The organism is Puniceibacterium antarcticum (assembly GCF_002760615.1).
GTDB lineage: Bacteria > Pseudomonadota > Alphaproteobacteria > Rhodobacterales > Rhodobacteraceae > Puniceibacterium > Puniceibacterium antarcticum.
On the sequence record NZ_AWWI01000046.1, the window covers coordinates 1 to 21,477 of the forward strand.

The following is a 21,477-nucleotide window of genomic DNA, read 5'->3' on the forward strand; positions in this document are numbered from 1 at the left end:
GGATGGGGGGCGGCGGATGGGGGGCACAGAAGCTTTTGTTAAACAGAAATTGCGCAAGGAATACAGCCTCAGGGGCTTTGAACTTGACCGAAGCCCGCCAATAGGAAAAAAGCGTGGTAATTCTGCCAAGGCTATGTGCAGACTTCCGCGTCCCCCGTCCTGAAAGGTCCTGCACGCGATGCTCCGATCTGCCCTTGTGATCCTGTCGGGCAATGCGGCGGCCTCTTTGCTTTTGCTGGCCCGCAACCTGATTGTGGCGCGGCTGATTCCGGTGGCGGATTACGGCATCGCCGCCACCTTTGCCATTGCGATGGCGGTGGTCGAGATGATGTCGCAACTGGGTCTGCAGCAGCAGATCGTTCAGGCCAAAAACGGCGAAGATCCGCGGTTCCAGGCGGCACTTCAGGGCTTTCAGGTCTTGCGGGGCGTGATCGCGGGGATTGCGCTGTTTGCCCTGGCTGGACCGCTGGCAGATTTCATGAACGTGCCGCAGGCGGCCTGGGCGTATCAGGTCATGGCGCTGGTGCCGGTTCTGAATGCCTTTACCCATTTCGACGTGCACCGTCTGAACCGCTCCATGGTGTTTCTGCCGGTGATCCTGACCGGTGCGGTTCCGGCGCTGTTGTCGGTTCTGGCGGTCTGGCCGCTGGCGATGGTCTATGGCGATTACCGCGTGATGCTTTATGCCATCGTCGTGCAGGCGCTGATGACGGCGGTGACCTCGCAGCTGGTCGCACGCCGCCCCTACCGGCTAGTGCTGGACCGTGCCGTGATGACACAGTCGCTGCGCTTTGGCTGGCCGCTGCTGGTCAACGGCATCCTATTGTTCGGCGTGTTCAACGGCGACAAGATGATCGTCGGGCGCGAGTTGGGGATGGAGACGCTGGCAATTTTTGCCATGGGCTTTAGTCTGACGTTGACGCCGACGCTGGTGATGGCGAAATCGGCGCAGAACTTCTTTCTCCCGCAGATCTCCGTGGTTGATCGCACGACTCCCGAAGGCGCCGCGCGGTTCACGCATCTGTCGCTGGTGACGATGCAGGTCAGCCTGCTGAATGGCGCCATTCTGGTCCTGGCCATCATCCTCGTGGGCGGACCTGTGGTGCATCTGCTGCTTGGGACAAAATATGCGGCGCTTCTCGCGCTAATGGGCCCGCTGGCCGTCATGCAGGCCCTGCGTGTCGCTAAGGCCGGCGGGGCGATCGTCGCCTTGGCGGATGGGCGCACCGGAAATGCCATGCAGTCCAATCTTGCACGGGTCGCGACGCTGCCGCTCGCCTGGTACGTGATTACGCAAGGCGCAGGTCTGGGAATCGTCATCCTGATCGCAACGCTGGGCGAACTCTTCGGGTTTGCGCTCTCGCTCTATTTGGTGCGGCGCACCTCCGGCGTCGCCTTGCTGCGGATGCTGGGGCCGGTGCTGTTCTCCGGGATATTCTTTGCCTTGGCCTTGGTGCTTCCGGCTTTGGGATCGCTGCCGGACTGGGTCCTGCCGGTTGGCCTCACGCTCGGGATCGCTCTGACGGTCCTGTCGATGAAAGACCTGCTCCGCTACGTGATGCGGCGGCGGGCGGATACTTAGGAGCAGACATTGGCACAGCCCATCCTCTTTCACGTCGGCTATCACAAGACGGCCACCACGTGGATGCAGCGCCTGCTGTTCACGCCTGAACATGGCTATCGCCAGATTGCCGGGCATGGCGACGTCTTTTCCCACATCGTGCAGCCGCATGGCCTGCAATTCGATCCGGACGGGATGCGCGCGCTTATCTCCGACCGTCTGAGCACCGTTGCAGAGAGTGAGGTGCCGGTCATTTCCTCGGAAATACTGTCAGGCCATCCGTTTCAGGGCGGCCATGAAAGCGATGTCTATGCAGAGCGCCTTGCACGCATTGCGCCGGATGCGCGTATCCTGATCTCGATCCGGTCGCAGCTCCGGATCCTGCCATCGGTCTATATGCAGTATCTGCTGCGCGGCGGCACCATGCCTTGGGAGCAGTTCTTTGAAGGGACGGATGAGCCTGGCTATTTTGGCTTCACCCCGCAGCATTTCGAATATGACCATCTCGTGGCCCAATACCAGAGCCTCTTCGGGGCCGGAAATGTCCATGTCCTGACCCAAGAGAGGCTGCAGAAGGACATGGACGGCGCAGCGCGCGCCGTTGCCGACTTTGCGGGCAATGGCGGATTTGCGGCCCTGTCGGCCGCCTCTCGCAGGGTCGACGCCGCAAGCTATCCCGAATACGGCGCGCCGGTCCTGAGGCGGATCAATCATGTCCAGTCAAGCACCCTCAACCCCGCGCCCCTCCTGAACCTGGGCACGACGCCGAAGGGGCTCTACAAGATCGCCGGATATGTGCTGAAACGCCCGTTTTTGGCAAAGCTTTTGGCCGGGCGCAAACCAGTCTCGGATCATGTGAGGCGTCGCTTTGCGGGGCGGTTCCATGACAGCAACCTGAGGCTCGCGCGCCTCGCCACGCACCCGCTGGACCTGGAAGGCTATGACTGATCTCCGCTCAGAGCCCCGCCGCCACAGCGTATTGGGGCGTTTCCCCCCCGGTGACACGGATCTCTGCGCCCAGAGGGCCCGGATGGGTGCTGTCTCCGGCATAGTAGGTCGTGTCTGACGCATCGTCGCTGTCTAGGAGGCGCGTGTCCCCGTTGTGCCCAATCAGATCGGTCGACACGATGGATACCCGCCCAGCGAAGGCCTGCCCAGCCCCGCTGGCTGTGTCGGTGAGGAACTGCGGGCTGCGCAGGCTCGCGCGATGCGCCTCTATCACGGGCATCAGTCCGGACGTGCCAGCGATGTTTGCCATCGCCCGCACGGTCCAGCCGCGTTGCAGCACACCGGTTGTCGCAGTGTTCAGGTAGCTGACGACATTGGCATAATGTTGCGCCGCGCTCTTGCCGCCGGCGACCCAGTCGTTGCGCCCGATTTCGAAGGCCAGCACGTTCTGCCCCGGCAGTTTCTGTGTCGCCCAGCCATTGGCCGTGTCGCGCTTGATAACCAGGTCCCCGACCTGATTGCCCGAAATACCCTTGTTGATCACCCGCCAGCCGGGCGGCACCCATGTGGTCCCGGGATTTGTCAGAATGGCGGCGCAGGAGAGGGCCTCGCTGACATCCCCGGTGCCTTGGGTGATGCTGTCGCCTTCAAGGATCAGCTGATGCTGCACCGGCACGATTCCATGGGCGCTCATCAGAGCCTCGCTTACGGCAAGGGCTGCGGCATTGGCCAGGCCCGGCGAGAAGACCACCATTTCATAAAGGTCAAACACCCCCCAGCCGCCCGACGTGCCCGGCGACCAAGCGTAGCGTCCGATTTCAGCGCCACCAACCCCCGTTGCGGCCAATGCGACGGCCACATCAACAAAGCGTTCATTCAGGAACAGCCGTGTGCCGCCAGCCGCGGCTGCCGCCCCGATGACCTGCTTCTGCGCCCCCGGGACCAGCCATTCAGAGCCGGACGCCGCCGTATAGGCAAGCTTTCCAAAGGACTGGACATGTCCGGCACTCTGGCTGACGACCCGGCTTTCCAGCGGTCCGCCCAGGGTGTTGACCTGAGTGCCCTGGGCCACATTTCCCATGCTCAGGAACCGATTGTAGGTTGGGGGATGGCGTGGCACCCGTCCGACCATGAAGACCGACATGTCCCGGCTTGAACAGACAAGGCTGCCCGCCACATTCAGGAACTGGCTGCCCTCGAAACGCCAGAACTTGTGTCCCTGACCATCTGTCATCGCTTTCGGGCCTATCCCGGGCCCACCCGCGCTCAGGGCTGCCAGCCCTGCCAGATCGCTGGCTGTCACCAACCGCCCGCCACTGGTGGTGACCTCGGAAAACGCGGGATGCCAGCGGCTTGTCGCGGATGCGGGCAGGAGGGCGGGGGCCGCGACAGGTGGGGGGGCGGCGGGGATGCCCCCCAGCAGGGCTGCAAAATGCCGCCCAAGGCCCAGTCCAGCGCCGATCATCACCAGCACCCGACGATATTGCTGGCCGTCGTGCCCGTGGAATGGACACGGGCCACCCGCACCGGATGCCAGCCGACCGGCAGCCCGGCAAAGGTCACCGTATTACCATCAGCCATGGTCACCCGAAGATCGCCTGCCCCGCCGACATAAAGCGCCCGTGTCAGAGTGCTTAGGTCGCTGGTGTCGTTCGGCGTGATCGCCGTCGCATGGGTCACGGGGCTTTCCTTACCTGTGGCTAGGGACTGGAAGGTGTCGACTGCAGGCATAAGCTCTCTCCGGTGTTGTTATGTCAGAATGCGAACGGCACGCTAACATGGGCCAGGGGGGTGTTGCCGAATAACCGGGAGAGCGCACGGTGATCAGATGAACCGGGGCCAAACACGCTTTGCTTTACCAAGCTCTGCGCAGCATGGCATCGCAGTCCTGTGGGCAGAGATCACAACACCTTGACTCTGCGCTGGCACAAGGGCGTATTATTCTTTGCCTGTGGCATGCAGACATCTGCAGAAGGGTTGAAACATGCGAAAATCCGGATTGCTCGCACTCTGTCTTGTGCTGTGGTTTGCCCCCCTAGGCTCTGTTGCCGCCGACAGCCAAACCTCTCGGGTCAGATCGCCTGGCGAGCTGGCGCAGACCCTGTCCAACGCCATGCAGGGCGGGGTTCTTCTTCTTGCAGGGGGAGATTACGGCAAGCTGTCGCTGCGGGATGTCCGGGCGTCTGATGGATCGCCTCTGGTGCTGCGCTCTGCCGACCCGGCCAATCCGGCACGGTTTTCCGGCATGACCTTGCGAGATGTGCATAATGTCTTGCTCGAAAACCTGGTCTTTGACTACACCTTCCGGGAGGGCGATGCGCTGTCGCTGCGCCCCTTCGAGATTATCAGAAGCTCCGGTGTCACGATCCGCAACACTGTGTTCGACGGCGATCTGGCCCGCAATCGGATCCAGGCGGATGACGGCTTTCCCACCGCCTTTGGGCTGTCCGTGCGACAGGTGTCAGCCTTTACGCTGGAAAATACGGAAATCCGCACCTTCTACCGGGGCATTGTGGTGAGCGAAAGCGGCGACATCACTGTGCGCGGCAACGATCTGCACGACATCCGCATGGACGGGATGAACTTTGCCCAGGTCGAACAGGTGCTGATCGAGAACAACCATATCCACGACTTTGCCCGGTCACTGACCTCGAAGGATCATGCCGACATGATCCAGTTCTGGACCGCCAGCACCACAGCGCCGTCGCAGCACATCGTCATCCGGGACAATATCCTGAATTCGGGGCATGGCTGGTACACCCAGTCCATCTTTATGCGCAACGAACTGGTTGATACCGGACGCGCCGGGGCAGAAATGTTCTATCGTGACGTGACGATCGCAAACAACGTGATTCTTAATGCCCATGCCCATGGCATCACGATAGGCGAGACCGATGGGCTGACGATCACCAACAATAGCCTGCTGCGCAATGCACGCTCTGAAGGCGCCAAAGACCATCGGAGCCTGTGGACACCGAGGATCAGCGTCGCAGCTTCCTCCCGTAATGTCACGGTCGCGCGCAATGTCATGAGCCGGATCGTGGGCTTTGAAAATCAGGGCGACTGGTCCCTGATGCGCAACCTCGAGATTCAGGATCACAGTCGGATGAAACCCGGCTTTTACGGCATGCTTTTTGTCAATCCGCTGACCGGGGACCCGGGCGATTTATCAACCTTTCTGCCAAAGAAGGGCGGTGCTCTGGATGGCACGGGTCTTGGCGCAGACCGTCTGCAGCGGCCCTGACCCTGCAGCTATGGCCCGCTTCATCTTTGTGAACACTTTGTGGGCTGTGAAAGGGGGGTAGGGGGCATGGATTGATTATTAACAGGGAACGGATTGCATTCCTGCAGCCTCCCCAACTACTATGCCTCAACGTCGCCCCTGCAGGCCATCGTACATAGTGTGCCCGGAGTTTTTTTTTGAGTGACAGGTTATACACTACCGGATCGGGTCAGGGATCAGAGGTGAACGGGAGCGCCGACAAGGTGTCTAGGTATTTCACCCTGATTTTTATTTCCCTCTGCGTTCCGATGTTCTTCACCTTAGGCGGCCTGTACCTTTCGTTTTCCCGCCTCCTTCTGCTTGCAGCCTTTCCTTATCTGTTCTTCAAGGTCTACTTCGGCAAATGCGGCAGGGTGGTCTGGACGGACATTGCAATGCTGCTGTTTGTTGTTGCCTTGGGCGCCTCGATATTCGTGAACAACCGCAGTGTCTTCATCACGTTTGTCGGCTCCAACGCAATTATCATCCTTGGCGGATATCTGGCAGGCCGGGTGTTCATCAGGGGCCATATGGCCTTCATTTCTTTCATAAAGCTTTTCGGTGTGATCATCCTGCTGACCTTGCCATTTGCGCTTTATGAAAGCCAGACCAGCGTCATGGTCATTGCCCGGCTGATCGACAAGCTCCCGCTGGTCAGTTCCAGCATCGATGTCAATTATCCGCCGCGCAGGGGGTTGTATCGGGTGCAGGTGGTCTTCACCCACCCGATCCACTACGGGCTGTTCAGCTCTATGTGCTTTTCCCTGATCTTCATTGGATTCCGAACGATCCTGTCATATCCGTCCCGGATTGCCTGGTCAGCCTGCATCGCCTTGTGTTGTTTTCTGTCCGTGTCCAGCGGCCCGGTGCTCTCGATGCTGGTGCAGGTCATGCTGATCGCCTACGGCAGGCTCACCCTTGGGGTGAGGAATCGCTGGAAGATCCTTCTTGGCGTGTCTGCCTTCTTGTATATTATTCTCGACCTATCTTCATCCCGACCGGCCTATTTCGCAATTGCCGAACGTATGGCCTTCGATTCACATACGGCCTATGTTCGAAAGATCCTTCTCGAATACGGATTGGCGCAGATTGGCCGGACCCCTTATTTGGGGGTCGGATACAATAAATGGGAATTGCCCAACTACATGTCGGGCAGTCTGGACAATTACTGGCTGATGACGGCACTGGTCTATGGCATCCCCGCCTTTGTCTTTCTGTCTTCTGCTTTCCTTTATACCCTGATAAAGGTCGGAAATTCCGACTTTTCTGGCGAAACGCAAATCTGCGATATCCGTCTGGGCTGGGCACTGGTCATTGTCAGCCTGATTTTCACCCTGGCCACCGTCGCCATCTGGTCCGATATTGCAACCCTCGTGTTCATGTTCTTGGGCAGCGGAGTCTGGATGATCGGATACAAGCCCGCGACGTCCATACCAGCGCAAAGCCCTGTGCCTGACAACAGGAAACTGGCGTTCACACGTTTCCCGAACGGGACCGCCACGTCCCTGTCCCGGCGCGAGATGCCCCTCGAGAAAGGTCGTGAAAGAGCATGAAACCTGTCGCCTCACGTTTGCGCAGCCAGCGGTCCAACGCGATCGACTGCATCCGGGCATACGCAGTCATGATGGTGCTGATTTTTCACGTCTGTGCCGTCTATGGCCCTGAAACCCTAGATCCGGTTGCGCGCTGGTTCCTAAAATACGGCTTTCTCGGAGTGGACATCTTCTTTCCGCTCAGCGGTTTCCTGATCACCGGATTTCTGCTAAAAAACCACGACACAGCCAGCATCCGTACCTTTTTCAGCCGCCGCATCTTCCGCATCCTGCCGCTCTACTTCTTGGCGCTGGCTGTCTACGTGCTGGCAAGTCTGACGACGGGGCAGAACATCGAGAGCCTGCACAACATCTGGCAGAACATCCTGTTCATCACCGGCTGGACCATCTTTCACAACGGTCGCGAAATGGTCCCCTACACGATCACCTGGTCCCTGTCGGTAGAGGAATTTGCATATATCCTTATCGGGACGGGCGCCTGGCTGCTCAGGAAACGGCTGGTTGTCGGGCTGCTCGTCCTAGCCGTATTCTCGCTGTCGCTGCGGTTTTATCTTGAACTGCAGGATTTGCCGCGCACCTATTATTATCCGCCAGCGCGTCTGGATGCCATCGCCATGGGTGGCTTGCTGGCCTGGACTGTCTCTTGCCAGAAAAAGTATATTCTTGGCATTCTGACCGGAGCACTCGTTGTCAGCCTGGTTCTGGCCAATCTGAACATCGTCTTGTGGAGGACGCTTCTTTTTGTTCACGTCACCCTGATGACCTGCATCGTGATCTATTGCATCCAGACCTATCTGCTGAGCTATCGCAACCGGATCATCGACTGTGCGGCAAGCGTCGGATTTTATTCTTATTTCATCTACCTGTTTCACTACTTCAACATCTCGATATTGGCGCTTGTCGCCCGAAAGAGCGGTGTCGAGATTCCCTTCTGGATCTTCGTCCTGCTTGCTCTTGGCATCACCTATGCGCAGGCGGTCCTGTCCTTTCGCTATTTCGAAGGACCTGCGATCCTGTTCGGGCGGCGCCAGGAAACCGAACGCCCCCAAAAGCCAATCTTCCGACCGTCCGAATGATGGTAATCACATAGTGACCATCTGTTTCTGGCGAAAACGCCATAGTGTCTGAACGGAGACTCAATCCATGACTCTGCCCACCCTCGGTGTCGTCATCGTCACCTTCAACGCGGCCGATGTGGTTCTGGACTGCCTCGAAAGCCTGCTTGCCGCTGACGGTGTAAGGCTGGATATCGTCGTGGTCGACAACGCTTCAAACGACACGACCATCGCGGATCTGCGGGACTGGGCTGCGGGGACACGACCTTACACCGTGCCGGACACGATGCCGTTCGCGCTTGGTGTCGCTCCCAAACCGGTCCCCTTGCAGGTTTCGGGGCCGCGGGGCCCGCAGAACAGCGGCCATCACCTGACCCTGATCGAAACCGGGCTGAACGGGGGATTTGCGGCCGGGGTGAACCGGGGTCTTGCCGAACTGGCCGCCCGCCCCGGTATTGATCGTTTCTGGATCCTGAACCCGGACAGCGCCGTGCCGCCCGCGACACCAAGGGCCTTTGCGACCTGCGCGGCGGGGGATTTTTCGCTGCTCGGGGGCCGGGTGCTTTATTATGACAAACCCGGGATGATCCAGATCGACGGCGGCACGATCAACCGCAACACCGGAGTGACCGGCAATATCAGCTTGTTCCGGAAGCATGCCGAGACGGCTGCGCCATCTGTGGCTGACATGGACTTTATTACCGGAGCAAGCATGGTTGCCAGCCGCACCTTTTACAACGCAGCCGGGCCAATGCCCGAAGAGTATTTTCTCTACTATGAAGAGGTTGATTGGGCGCAACGTTGCAAAAGCAAACCGCTGGCATATTGTCCTGAGGCGATCATCTATCACCGCGCCGGTGCGTCCATCGGGTCGCCAACCCAAGATCGCCTCGCCTCGCCCTTTTCCATCTACTTCAAGCATCGTGCGCGGTTGATGTTCATGCGCCGGTATTTTCCGGCTCGTCTGCCGATCGCACTTGTTTATTCCCTCGCCAAGGCTGCACAGCTTGCGCTGAGGGGGCACCGGCGCGAAGCGGTAACGCTGCTGTTAGCCAGCTTCAATCTTCCGCCGCCTGCACATGTGCGGGCCAAGCTGTCAGAAGATGCGGCGCGGCGCGCATTTGCCAAACACAGAGTGAAAATCTGACATCGCGCCTTATGCTCGCCACAAACCGAGCACATCTCTATATAATGGGCAGGATTATGACAGACTGTTGTCATAGCTATGCCTTATCTTCTGCCTAGAAGGTTAATAAGTCATTAGGCAGAGCAGGTTAAGTCTTAAAAATTCTGAAATTTGTTTGATGCTTCCTTCTGGGGCATGACGCTGCTGGACCATTCTAGGGGCCCTATATGCATGCGTTCTGCCCAAAGCATGATCCCCTCAACGCCCATGGGCGGTGAGAGGATAAAAGAGAGTGGTGCCGAAGCGGCATGAGTTGGTTTTTCCGCGGCATAAAAGTCAGTCGGACATAGCAATACGTAACAAGTTGTATCCGTTTTTCCCTTTTTCGCCTGATTTCTTCCATCAACGGACCACGGCACTATCGCACAAACCGGCAAGTCCAAATCAGGTTCATCCTTCATGCCGGAGATCAACATGTCCAAAACAATCACCGTCTCTTCGCTCTCAGAACTCCACACTGCGTTGGCAAATTCCGTGGGTGGTGAAACGATCCTTCTGCAGGAAGGCAATTATGGTGACCTCACTATAAGAAGTTATTCAGGATATAATATCACCTATCCTGAGAACGTGACCATCATGTCCGCCGATCCGGAACACCCGGCAACTGTCACGGGACTGGATGTGCGCAATGCTGCAAACCTGACGTTCGATGGCATCAACTTTGACTACACCTTCCACAGCGGTGATTTGATCTCGGACAGGCCTTTCGGCGTCTCGGATTCATCCGATGTCACGATCCGCAATTCAACCTTCAATGGGGATGTGGCCAGCGGCGTTTCTGAAATCGATGACGGCTATGGCTATGCGATCGGCCTCTCGGTCCGTGGATCGTCGAACGTGACGATCGAAAACAACGAGATTTTCAATTTTCACCGTGGGATGGTCGTCTCGAAAAGCAGTGACCTCGTGGTGCAGGGCAACGATCTGCATTCCATTCGGATGGACGGCATGAATTTTGCCCAAGTCTCGAGTTTGGTGATCGAAGACAACTACATCCACGACTTCCTCGGCTCTCTGAATTCTGCCGATCACCGGGACATGATCCAGTTCTGGACCGCTGGCACCGATGCGCCCAGCACCGACATCATCATCCGCAACAACCGGCTGGATATCGGCGACGGCACATACACCCAATCTATTTTCATGCGCAACGAACTGGTAGACACAGGCCAGGCTGGGCAAGAGATGTATTATCAGAACGTTCTGATCGAGGACAATGTCATTGTGAATGGCCATGCCCATGGCATCACGGTCGGTGAAACAGACGGGCTGACCATCCGGAACAATTCCGTGCTGCACAGCGATGGTGGAGATCCGGACGGTCTGGACAGCGTGGTCGAGATTCCCCGGATAAGTGTGGCGGGCAGCTCACAGAATGTGACGATCGCAAACAATGCGACGTCTGACATTGTCGGCAATACAGGACAACCTGGTTGGTCCGTGACGAACAATGTGGTCGTGCAGGATCAGGACCCCACCAAACAGGGTTTTTACAGCGATGTCTTCGTGACAAGCACGCTCGTTTCAGAGAACGGTTTCCACGACTTTCGCGCGGTAGAAGGAGGGCTGCTTGACACGTTGCAGGTCGGCGCTGCACCCACCCTTGCGCCCGTCGCTACATCCGAGCTTTCTGCCGAATTTCATGTAGGCAACGTGGAAGACAACGCCGCCCTCTATCATTTTAACGCGGCGTTCAGTTCTGTCGACATGGGCAACCTTCCCAAAGGCACACAGTTCGCCTGGGATTTTGGGGATGGCACGATTTCTACTGGAGTCGAGATCAATCATGCTTATGTGACCGGGGGAACCTATGAGGTTACCCTCACTCTGACCCTGCCCGACGGGCGCACAAGTGAAAACAGTTTGGTCGTGGCTGTGGCCGGGACGGATGTGCTGTCCTATGCCTCTTCCAAAGGATTTCTTGCCTATGCATATGGATCGGAAATTGCACTCCACACGCCGGGCGCGGACAATCCCGAAGGCATAGCGCTGGGGAATGTCACCAACATTGTCAGCGTTGATCGCAAATATGTGTCGGACATCCTGGGGCAGGACGATTTTGCCATTTCCCTGACGCTGGCCGCGGATGCCCCGGCCACCGCAGGCGAACTGGTACGCCTGCACAACAGCTTTATCCTGACAGCCGATGCCAAGGGCGAGCTCATGTTCAGGGCCTTCACCACAGATGGCACCGAAGTGCGGCTTCAGACGGCGGGGGCGCATGTCAGCGATATGGCGGCTCATGACATCAGCATTACACTGAACGATGGGATACTGGCAATTTCGGTTGATGGAACTGTTCTGGACAGCGAAGAGATGCCCGGCGTTCTGGCCTCGGTCGGAAACCATAACATGACCTTCGGCAATCAGTTTCACAGCACCCACTTCCAAGGGGTGATTTCGGCCCTCAACATCAGCATGAATGAAGACGACTTCGCAGCGGCCGCGACCGCGGCGGCCACCCTTGCGAGATCTGAGCCCGCCAGCGAGTCCGTTCAAGACGTTGAATCTCTGAAGGCAGAGCACGGCGTGGATCTTCTCTCCTATACGTCACTCGATGGGTTCTTGGCCTATGCATATGGTGCGGAAATTGCACTCCACACGCCGGGCGCGGACGATCCCGAAGGCATAGCGCTGGGGAATGCCGCCAACATTGTCAGCGTTGATCGCAAATATGTGTCGGACATCTTGGGGCAGGACGATTTTGCCATTTCCCTGACGCTGGCCGCGGATGCCCCGGCCACCGCAGGCGAACTGATGCGCCTACATCAGAGCTTTATCCTGACAGCCGATTCGAAGGGCGAGCTCATGTTCAGGGCCTTCACCACGGATGGCACCGAAGTGCGGCTTCAGACGGCGGGGGCGCATGTCAGCGATATGGCGGCTCATGACATCAGCATTACACTAAACGATGGGATACTGGCAATTTCGGTTGATGGAAATGTTCTGGACAGCGAGGAGATGCCCGGCGTGCTGGCCTCGGTCGGAAACCACAACATGACCTTCGGCAATCAGTTTCACAGCACCCACTTCCAAGGGGTGATTTCGGCCCTCAACATCAGCATGAATGAAGACGACTTCGCGCTGGTAAACAGCGCCGAGCAAACGCATATCGATACATTCGTGTTTGCGCAGACAGCCTTCGACGTGACGCTTGCGGATACTTCCGAAGGTTTGCTTTATGACAGCAGCATGGCCAGCGATGATGCCTCCCATGCACTGAGCCTTCAAACCGTGGATGACAGCCTCGCGTATTTGATCAGCGATCTGACCCTCGATCCGACAGACATGGTTTTCGACTTCGTCTAGTCTCTCGGTCAAAGGGAATTCAGTGGCCAGTCCGAAACCAGATGCGGCTTCGGTCTGGCCGCTGAAGGCGTGAAGCCGATCAAGCGAAGTCTGCCTGAGCAAGGGCATTGCGCCTTCCCGGATCGCTGCAGAATCTGGTTTTCTGCGGATCACCGCAGCCAGACGGCACTGGTCAGCACTTTTCGCAGCACGCCGGGTTGGCCACTGACCCCCATCCGCGCAAAGATCTGTTTGGAACAGCTGCGCGCGGTCTCGATGGTCCAGCCCAGTTCCTGCGCAGCTTCCTGCAGGCTGAAGCCATCACAGAGCAGTTGGGTCAGGCGCGCCTCGCTGCGGACGAGGTCAAAGTACTCTGCCACATGATCCACGGGCAAGGATCGGGCAAGCGGTGCCTGCCGCAGAATCGCGACCAGTGTTCGTTCCCCGGCAGGGCCGTCTGAGCGGATCACCATCTGCACCGGCGGAGCGCGGGACAGATCCACAAGGCTGGATGTGGCAGGGTCGGCTAGGGCTGCCGCAAGCGCCTGACGAAAGGTCCGCGCGGCCGTCGGGTCGGAAAACGCCAGCCAGCCATTGGGCTGTAGTCGCAGCGCCGCGAGAGCACCGAACTGGCTGCGCATCCCGGAGGCCATGTCGACCACCCGCCCCGACGGGGTGAGCCGCAGCCAGAACGCCCCCAGATCCTGTGCCATCCGCCGTTCCAGCGCGGCGCGGGCGCGTTCCCGGCCAAGGGCGTTCCAGCTGGCCAGGGCTGACCCCAGATAGGGCACAAGCCGCGACAGCTGTGAGGCATCGGCGGCGCGAAAATCCCGTTCGCGGCGCTGCAGCACCAAGGCGGCAAAACCATCCGGTCCGACGGCCCATCGCAGGGCCCGCAGCGGCTGTTGTCCGCCCTCTGCGTGGGGCAGGTCCAGTTGGGAATAGACCCGAGCGTTGCGCATCTTTTCAAGGCTTGCAATCTCGGGCACGGCCAGTGCGGCGCCAGCTTGCCAGAGTTGCGCCTGTCTGCCCTGAAGGATCAGCTGCAGGCTGACACTTTCTGCCCCGAGTGCTGCGCCAAGCTGTCCGAGGAAGGCCGACCAGAGATCGCCGGGGGCGTCCACGCCCGCAGAGGCGGATTCGGAAAATCCCGAAGCAGCGGCGAACAGCGTCTTCATGATGTCGGTTTCTGTCGGAATGATGCAGATTCCCTTACCAAATTACCCCCATATGGGGGGTTATTCCCAATTTGCGCGTCTCTAGGTCTTGGGTCAACAGCGTTCTGACAGAGATTTTCCCATGACCAATAGCTCCCTCACCCACCTGCAGCGCCTGGAAGCAGAAAGCATCCACATCCTGCGCGAAGTGGTCGCAGAAGCCGAAAACCCGGTAATGCTCTACAGCGTCGGCAAGGACAGTGCCGTCATGCTGCACCTGGCCAAAAAGGCGTTTTATCCGGCACCGCCGCCCTTTGCGCTGCTGCATGTGGACACGACCTGGAAGTTTCAGGACATGTATGCGCTGCGCGACCGCGCGGCGGCTGAGGCGGGCATGGAGCTGTTGGTCTATCAGAACCCGGAAGCCAAAGAGAAAGGCATCAACCCCTTTGACAACGGCGGTCTGCATACCGATATGTGGAAGACCGAGGGCCTGAAGCAGGCGCTGGACAAATACGGCTTTGATGTCGCCTTTGGCGGCGCGCGCCGGGACGAGGAAAAATCCCGCGCCAAGGAACGTGTGTTTTCCTTCCGCTCGGCCAACCACCGCTGGGATCCCAAGAACCAGCGCCCCGAGCTGTGGCGTCTTTATAACGCGCGCAAGGCCAAGGGTGAAAGCGTGCGGGTCTTCCCGATCTCGAACTGGACCGAACTGGACATCTGGCAGTATATCCACCTTGAGGGCATCGAAATCGTGCCGCTCTATTTCTCGGCTCCGCGTCCGACGGTCAAGCGTGACGGGATGATCCTGATGGTGGATGACGACCGTTTTCCGCTGGAAGAGGGTGAAACACCAGAGATACGCTCAATCCGGTTCCGCACCTTGGGCTGCTATCCGCTGACCGGCGCTGTGGAGAGCGAGGCGACAACCCTGCCGCAGGTGATCCAGGAAATGCTGCTGACCACCACATCGGAACGTCAGGGCCGCGCGATCGATCATGATCAAGCCGCCTCGATGGAGAAGAAGAAACAGGACGGCTATTTTTAAGGCCCCCCGTTTCCCGGCTCTTTTTTCCTGGCACCCTATTCCAAGCAGGTATCCCCATGACGACCCAAGACACGATCTACAAGACAGACGCCCTTATCGCTGAAAATATCGACGCTTATCTGGAAACCCACCAGCACAAGACCATGCTGCGCTTCATCACCTGCGGCTCTGTCGATGACGGCAAATCCACGCTGATCGGTCGACTGCTCTATGATAGCAAGATGATTTTTGAAGACCAGCTGGCCACGCTGGAAGCCGACAGCAAACGCGTCGGCACGCAAGGCCAGGAGATCGACTTTGCCCTTCTGGTCGACGGCCTTGCCGCCGAGCGTGAACAGGGCATCACGATCGACGTGGCCTATCGCTTCTTCTCGACCGAAAAGCGCAAGTTCATCGTCGCCGACACTCCGGGGCACGAACAATACACCCGCAACATGGTGACGGGCGCCTCTGCTGCGGACCTTGCGGTGATCCTGATCGATGCGCGCAAGGGCGTGCTGACCCAGACACGGCGGCACAGCTATCTGGTGCATCTGCTGGGCATCCGCCACGTGGTTCTGGCGGTGAACAAGATGGATCTTGTGGGCTATGATCAGGCGGTGTTCGACCAGATCGTTGCGGATTACAGGACCTTTGCCGACAGCATCGGCATCACTGAATTTACCCCGATCCCGATTTCAGGCTACAAGGGTGACAACATCACCGCTCAGAGCGAGAACACGCCCTGGTACACCGGCACGGCCCTGCTGCCGCATCTCGAAACGGTGACGCTTGAGGATACGGTCGAGCAGACCGGCCCCTTCCGGATGCCGGTGCAGCTGGTAAACCGGCCCAACCTTGATTTCCGCGGCTTTTCCGGGATGATCGCAGGCGGTCAGGTGCGTCCGGGCGATGCGATCCGGGTGCTGCCCTCGGGCAAGACGTCAAACATCGCGCGCATCGTCACCCTGGGCGGTGACAAGGATGTGGCGGTTGCAGGTGAATCCGTGACCCTGACCCTGACGGACGAGATCGACTGTTCGCGCGGACAGGTGATCGTCGCGGCGCAGGCCCCGCTCGAAGTGGCGGACCAGTTCGAATCCACCATCGTCTGGATGGACGAGGTCGAGATGGTGCCGGGCCGTGCCTATTGGCTCAAGATCGGCACGCAGACCGTGTCGGCCACCGTCCAGCCGCCGAAATACGAGGTCAACGTCAACACCCAGGAACAGCTTGCCTCCAAGACGCTGGATCTGAACGCTATCGGTGTGGCCAATGTCACGACCGACCGCGAGATCCCGTTCGCGCCCTACGCCGAGAACCGCGAACTGGGTGGCTTCATCCTGATCGACAAGATCACCAACCACACGGTGGCTGCGGGCCTGATCAACTTTGCCCTGCGCCGTGCGCAGAACATCCACTGGCAGGCCACCGATATGGGCCGTGATCACCATGCCTCGATGAAGCACCAGAAACCTGCGGTTCTGTGGCTGACCGGCCTGTCAGGCTCGGGCAAGTCGACCATTGCCAATATCGTCGAGAAAAAGCTGGCGCGCATGAACCGCCACACCTTTCTTCTGGATGGGGACAACGTGCGCCACGGTCTGAACAAGGATCTGGGGTTCACCGAAACCGACCGGGTGGAAAACATCCGCCGCGTCGGCGAAGTGTCCAAGCTGATGACCGATGCGGGTCTCATCGTCATCACTGCCTTCATCTCACCGTTCCGTTCGGAGCGTGACATGGTGCGTGGCATGATGCAGCCGGGTGAATTTGTCGAAGTCTTTGTCGACACGCCGATCGAGGTGGCTGAGGGGCGCGACGTGAAGGGGCTTTATGCTAAGGCACGCGCCGGAGAGCTAAAGAACTTCACCGGGATCGATTCACCCTACGAGGCTCCCGAGGCCCCGGAACTGCGGATCGACACCACCGAGATGAGCCCCGAAGAGGCGGCTGATCTGATCATTGCACGGCTGATCCCGTAAACTGTCTGCGCCGCCGGAAGGGTTCCGGCGGCGTTGGGTTATGTCGAGATACGCACCCGGCAAAGCTTGGACACTTCTTGCGCGTCTGCCGATGTCATCATGCTCGGGATATGAAGGAACCGCACCAAGTTTGCCGCAGCTTGATTTATGTTTTTATGCGACCGAAATGCGCATTTCCTGCGCCTCGCAACCACTTGTTTCGAACCCTGCCGGCAGGATACCGCCGATGACCAAGGGCCGACGCTGTTGTTTGACCAGCCAGCTGTAAATCCTCTTTAAAACTAATAATGACCATCCTAGTGCAAAGAGCGTATCCCCCTGAAAGGTAAGCATTGCTCCGAAGGCAGTATAAAACCGGGACAGACACACTTTGTGTCGTTGCACAAGAAGTAGACCATGCACTAATAAACAAACCGGACCTATATGAGACAGCATTCTAATCGGTCTATCAAGATGCTACTAGTGAGGCTGATCTAGTGGTCTCCAAGGGGATAAGTACGTGTCAAACATTAAACAAGAAGCGATAAGTAACGCATGAACGAGACACACTCTCCCCCTTCGCGGCGCACGAACTCTGAAAAAGTGAGTTACAGAAGCCTTCCAGGTAACGCCTCAGTCGGCGCTAGTGATGATGGTGTCATTGATCTAGGGGCTGTTTTCGGAACGCTATGGCGCGGCAAACTACTTATACTCGCAACCACTCTCTTGGCTATTTTGATTGGTGGCTACTACGCATACTTTGTCGCCACTCCATTGTACCGCTCTACAGCTGTGGTGATGTTGAATAATCGTGAAGAGCAAGTTATCGATTTTCAAAGTGTGATCGGGGGGCTGGGGTCTGACGCTTCGGTGGTGAATACTGAAGTCGAAGTTATCCAAAGCCGTAGCCTGCTGGGAAAGGTCGTCGATCAACTTAATCTGATGGAAGATCCAGAGTTCAACGAATCATTACGTCCGCCGTCTGCAATTGAGAATTTGCAACAAGTTGCGAAGGGCATTTTTAATCTAGAGAACCCTGCCATTGAAGGAGCTGATCAGGGCATCCGTCAAGCCACGATCTCTAGGCTGCTTGGTGTGATGTCGGTACGCAACGTCCCTCAGAGCCTAGTATTTCAGATCACCATAGAAACAACCGATCCGGAGAAATCTGCAAGTATCGCAGATGCCTTGGTTGATCTATATATTCTCAACCAGCTTGAGGTAAAATTTGATGCCACCGAGCAGGCGACCACTTGGCTGACCGAACGAGTGACAGACTTGCAGGCTCAGTTGGAGCAAGCCGAGGCGAAGGTGCGTGACTTTCAGGCAAACACTGACCTCGTGGATCAGGCATCTCTTGAAGCGCAGGACCGCCAGATCAAGGACATCCGTGATCGCATCGAAACGACACGCGTCACGAAAGAGAATGCAGATCAACGGCTGGTAGCCATCCGCGAAGCGGATACGCCTCAGGCTCAGGCCGAGGTCAGTGGAGACCCTCAGCTGCAGCGTTTTCTTGCGAGTATCGATACACCTGAGACCTATCAAGCCTTTCAGGACCGGTATGCTCAAGTGATGAACCGAGCTGAGATCGAAGTCCAGAGAGCCCAGAATCAGCTGGATGCTCTGAACACTTCCAGAGTGGCGTTGGAAAACCAGATTGCCCGGCAGAGCAGCGATCTGATCGCTCTCCAGCAGCTGACACGTGAAGCAGAGGCTAGCCGCATGCTTTACGAATATTTTCTGGCGCGACTGAAAGAGACCTCGGCCCAGCAAGGTGTGCAGCAGGCTGATAGCCGCATCTTGTCTGATGCTGTTATACCGAATAACGAATCTGCACCTCGCAAATCGCTGATCCTTGCGATAAGTGGTATTCTGGGGCTGATGTTCGGTGTGGCGCTCGTGCTCCTGCGTGAAGCTGGGCAGGATCGTTTCCGCACCTCCAGCTCAGTTGAGGCCATGACTGGCTACGCAGTCATGGGTCAAGTCCCACTTTTGCCGTCCAAACGGCGCAAGGATACCATCAACTACCTTGCAGAGAAGCCCACGTCGGCAGCTGCCGAGGCAATCCGAAACTTCAGAACCTCGGCACTGCTGTCTAATGTGGACAACCCGCCCCAAATAATTGCGATCTCATCTTCCATACCGGGAGAAGGCAAAACGACTTTGTCTCTGTCCTTGGCTCAGAACCTTAGCGCTATGGGCAAAAAGGTATTGCTGATAGAAGGAGATATGCGTCGTAGGGTTGTGTCAACCTACCTCAATGAAGAGAATAAATCTTCGAAGGGAATAATTTCGGTGATGACGGGCGCACAGACTTTGACTGACACTGTCGTCCACGACAATAATTTAGGAGCCGATATTCTTCTTGGCGAAAAAGGTTCTGCAAACGCTGCAGACATCTTCACCTCGGAACGGTTTAAAGCGATGCTGGATGAAGCTCGTGTCACCTATGACTATATTGTCATCGATACCCCTCCAGTTCTTGTAGTCCCAGACGCTCGGATTATCGCACAGATGGCTGACGCGCTTGTTCTAGTTGTGAAATGGGACAGCACGTCTCGAACACAGGTGATTGAAGCTCTGAAGATGTTTGAGAGCGTAAACCATCCCGTGAGCGGTGTTGTCCTGAACCAGATCAGCCCAAAAGGTATGAAACGCTATGGATATGGGGAAAAGTATGGAGCCTACGGCTCGTATGGCCGGAAGTATTATATGAATTGACATGTTTTACGGAGTTAGGTGCATCAAGTTAAATAGCTTCTTGCTACTTTTCTCAGACTGTTGAACGCCTCGGTGAGAGTAGTAAGCGTGACCGAAACTTCCAACTGAGGCTATCAATACTCACATACCTTTATGGAAGACGAAGACGCCAGCCCAAGGACACTTCATGGAAGTTTATCGGCTTCAGATATAGACTACCGTCTATAAATTACGCGTAGCTATCGGAGGCAGATTTGCGAATATCCTCAAAGCAGGTACAGACAGGCCTGATTATTGTTACAGGCTCTCTTATGCCTATATTCTTTATACCTTTGTACGCAGGCATTGACTTGAACGGCATCGCTGCGCTCATTTTTGTTGGCGTCACGCTAATTTACCTCAATGAGGCATTAGCAAGGGCGGAACTTGTCGTTTTTATTATAGTGCCTTGGATAATTATTTTATTAATTTACTTGATATCGGGAGCTTTTCTTGGGGTAAGGAGCTCTTTATTTCCTTTTATCGCTCAATGCGTATTTATGCTTGGCGCAATTGGCGTTGGACTTTCATTGAGTAAATTGTGGTTTCAGGATAATGGCCCTGAAAAAATAATGAAGTTCTCTACAGCCATGTCCCTATCTTTCTTTACTCTTTTGATCGCAACTGCCCCATTAGAGAATTTGATTGGAATGGTAAGTAACCTTACAAATCCAATCGCTGCCGTTTGGCATTCCCGGCGAGCGTTTTCTCCATACAGCTTCGTAGGTGGAGTTTCTGCCGAGGATCTTTCCAGCTTTCAGAATCGTATTGCGCAGCATATGTTTACCTACGGGCTTTTTGTCTGTGCCCTGAGCATGATTGCACGGCAAAAGCTGAAATCTGGATGGATTGAATATTCCTTTAACTTAATATCATCCGCCTTCATGATAATAATGTCCATTATCCTTCTTTCAGGGCAGGCTCTCGGTGAGCTGTTGATTGTCACGTTGTTTTGTGGTGCATCATATCTTGTTTACAGAACGAACTACTATTTTATAATATCCTTGATCGTAATTTTTATTGCATTTGCCATATCTATTCCATGGGTTGTCAATACAGACTTATACGCTGAATGGTTTGGTCGCTTCAGCGGGGGGAATATAAGTACTGGTAGAACAGATCGGTGGGCTATGTATCTTCGTATAAATGATGGCTTTACATTTCTGGGTATGGATCGACCAAACACTTTGGATCCACATAATTTTTATATCGCACTTCTATATGAATCCGGGCCGTTAGCAGTTTGTGCGCTTCTAGTTTTTTCTTTATACATGCTAATCAGACCATTCATCAAATTACGACGTGGAGTTGAGATATATGGGTTTCCATATCTAATAATGATGTCAGTTGGCCCTCAGGTAGTTTTCGTCACCATGATTGGCGGAGGCTGGGGAATGCCCGGGCTTGCAGAATGGTTTAAGGTAGGCCTGTTTATATTTGGAACACAACTCACGCCTGGTCTTAAATTTATCTGGCCCAAGAAAGGGCCTTTGTAGACTCATAAGGATATTTCACAGTTCTCCCTGAACAATCCTCAACCTGCTGATTTCATTTGCAGTTCGTGCTGAAATGCTGGCATTGAACTGCAGGTTTTTGTATTGTGGCATTCGAAACCTTGCAGATTTTGACGTTGCCCCCTGGAGCTAATCCAGTTTGAGATAGACTCTGGCCCCACCGAAAGGACCAGAGATGAAGCGCAGCAGATTTACCGAAGACCAGATCATTGGCATTTTG

14 protein-coding genes are annotated in these 21,477 nt (G+C 56.5%); 11 read left to right on the plus strand and 3 right to left on the minus strand.

Annotation, left to right across the window (positions count from 1 at the left end; all coding sequences use genetic code 11):
• Positions 1–178 precede the first annotated feature (178 nt).
• Positions 179–1,582, plus strand: coding sequence for an oligosaccharide flippase family protein (locus P775_RS05410; RefSeq protein WP_099910019.1), 1,404 nt, complete (start codon positions 179–181; stop codon positions 1,580–1,582).
• A gap of 9 nt (positions 1,583–1,591) precedes the next feature.
• A complete protein-coding gene (locus P775_RS05415; protein ID WP_143520823.1) occupies positions 1,592–2,509 on the plus strand; it encodes a sulfotransferase family protein in 918 nt (305 codons plus the stop codon).
• Between the two features lie 7 nt (positions 2,510–2,516).
• Here P775_RS05415 and P775_RS05420 read toward each other — a convergent pair whose 3' ends face one another.
• The gene (locus tag P775_RS05420) at positions 2,517–3,974 is read right to left on the minus strand and encodes an SGNH/GDSL hydrolase family protein (protein WP_143520824.1); all 1,458 of its coding nucleotides are present in this window, start codon (positions 3,972–3,974) and stop codon (positions 2,517–2,519) included.
• Positions 3,974–4,240 (minus strand): spike base protein, RCAP_Rcc01079 family, encoded by a 267-nt coding sequence (locus P775_RS05425; RefSeq protein ID WP_099910023.1) that lies wholly within the window; start codon positions 4,238–4,240, stop codon positions 3,974–3,976. Before P775_RS05425 ends, P775_RS05420 begins: the two co-directional genes overlap by 1 nt.
• 253 nt (positions 4,241–4,493) lie before the next feature.
• On the opposite strand from P775_RS05425, the gene P775_RS05430 reads away from it, so the two are divergent.
• The 5 genes from P775_RS05430 (at position 4,494) to P775_RS05450 (ending at position 12,874) form a co-directional block, all read left to right on the plus strand.
• A complete protein-coding gene (locus P775_RS05430; protein WP_099910024.1) occupies positions 4,494–5,753 on the plus strand; it encodes a right-handed parallel beta-helix repeat-containing protein in 1,260 nt (419 codons plus the stop codon).
• Between the two features lie 221 nt (positions 5,754–5,974).
• The gene (locus P775_RS05435) at positions 5,975–7,324 is read left to right on the plus strand and encodes an O-antigen ligase family protein (protein ID WP_099910025.1); all 1,350 of its coding nucleotides are present in this window, start codon (positions 5,975–5,977) and stop codon (positions 7,322–7,324) included.
• Entirely contained in the window at positions 7,321–8,400 is a 1,080-nt protein-coding gene (locus tag P775_RS05440; protein WP_099910026.1) for an acyltransferase family protein, read from the plus strand. The genes P775_RS05435 and P775_RS05440 overlap by 4 nt, the downstream gene beginning before the upstream one ends.
• Positions 8,401–8,467: 67 nt before the next feature.
• Positions 8,468–9,526, plus strand: a complete 1,059-nt coding sequence (locus P775_RS05445; protein WP_099910028.1) for a glycosyltransferase family 2 protein — start codon at positions 8,468–8,470, stop codon at positions 9,524–9,526.
• Positions 9,527–9,979: 453 nt separating this feature from the next.
• Positions 9,980–12,874, plus strand: coding sequence for a PKD domain-containing protein (locus tag P775_RS05450; RefSeq protein ID WP_180287337.1), 2,895 nt, complete (start codon positions 9,980–9,982; stop codon positions 12,872–12,874).
• 149 nt (positions 12,875–13,023) lie between these two features.
• On the opposite strand, the gene P775_RS05455 is transcribed toward P775_RS05450, so the two are convergent.
• Positions 13,024–14,031 (minus strand): helix-turn-helix transcriptional regulator, encoded by a 1,008-nt coding sequence (locus tag P775_RS05455; protein ID WP_099910031.1) that lies wholly within the window; start codon positions 14,029–14,031, stop codon positions 13,024–13,026.
• 121 nt (positions 14,032–14,152) lie between these two features.
• On the opposite strand from P775_RS05455, the gene cysD reads away from it, so the two are divergent.
• The 4 genes from cysD (at position 14,153) to P775_RS05475 (ending at position 21,239) form a co-directional block, all read left to right on the plus strand.
• A complete protein-coding gene (cysD, locus tag P775_RS05460; RefSeq protein ID WP_099910032.1) occupies positions 14,153–15,058 on the plus strand; it encodes a sulfate adenylyltransferase subunit CysD in 906 nt (301 codons plus the stop codon).
• Between the two features lie 56 nt (positions 15,059–15,114).
• On the plus strand, positions 15,115–17,022 hold the full coding sequence (gene cysN, locus P775_RS05465) for a sulfate adenylyltransferase subunit CysN (RefSeq protein WP_099910033.1): 1,908 nt from the start codon (positions 15,115–15,117) through the stop codon (positions 17,020–17,022).
• A 534-nt stretch (positions 17,023–17,556) separates the two neighbouring features.
• Positions 17,557–19,725: a GumC family protein gene (locus P775_RS05470; RefSeq protein WP_099910035.1), complete on the plus strand. Its 2,169-nt coding sequence runs from the start codon at positions 17,557–17,559 to the stop codon at positions 19,723–19,725.
• Positions 19,726–20,054: 329 nt separating this feature from the next.
• Entirely contained in the window at positions 20,055–21,239 is a 1,185-nt protein-coding gene (locus P775_RS05475; protein WP_143520826.1) for a hypothetical protein, read from the plus strand.
• The last annotated feature ends 238 nt before the right edge of the window (positions 21,240–21,477 follow it).

Excerpts from the sequence above, each read along its gene's own strand:
- P775_RS05425 (WP_099910023.1), bottom strand. The coding sequence starts at position 4,240 with ATGCCTGCAGTCGACACCTTCCAGTCCCTAGCCACAGGTAAGGAAAGC.
- P775_RS05470 (WP_099910035.1), top strand. The coding sequence starts at position 17,557 with ATGAACGAGACACACTCTCCCCCTTCGCGGCGCACGAACTCTGAAAAA.
- cysD (WP_099910032.1), top strand. The coding sequence starts at position 14,153 with ATGACCAATAGCTCCCTCACCCACCTGCAGCGCCTGGAAGCAGAAAGC.
- P775_RS05440 (WP_099910026.1), top strand. The coding sequence starts at position 7,321 with ATGAAACCTGTCGCCTCACGTTTGCGCAGCCAGCGGTCCAACGCGATC.
- P775_RS05445 (WP_099910028.1), top strand. The coding sequence starts at position 8,468 with ATGACTCTGCCCACCCTCGGTGTCGTCATCGTCACCTTCAACGCGGCC.
- P775_RS05450 (WP_180287337.1), top strand. The coding sequence starts at position 9,980 with ATGTCCAAAACAATCACCGTCTCTTCGCTCTCAGAACTCCACACTGCG.
- P775_RS05410 (WP_099910019.1), top strand. The coding sequence starts at position 179 with ATGCTCCGATCTGCCCTTGTGATCCTGTCGGGCAATGCGGCGGCCTCT.
- P775_RS05420 (WP_143520824.1), bottom strand. The coding sequence starts at position 3,974 with ATGATCGGCGCTGGACTGGGCCTTGGGCGGCATTTTGCAGCCCTGCTG.
- P775_RS05455 (WP_099910031.1), bottom strand. The coding sequence starts at position 14,031 with ATGAAGACGCTGTTCGCCGCTGCTTCGGGATTTTCCGAATCCGCCTCT.
- cysN (WP_099910033.1), top strand. The coding sequence starts at position 15,115 with ATGACGACCCAAGACACGATCTACAAGACAGACGCCCTTATCGCTGAA.
- P775_RS05430 (WP_099910024.1), top strand. The coding sequence starts at position 4,494 with ATGCGAAAATCCGGATTGCTCGCACTCTGTCTTGTGCTGTGGTTTGCC.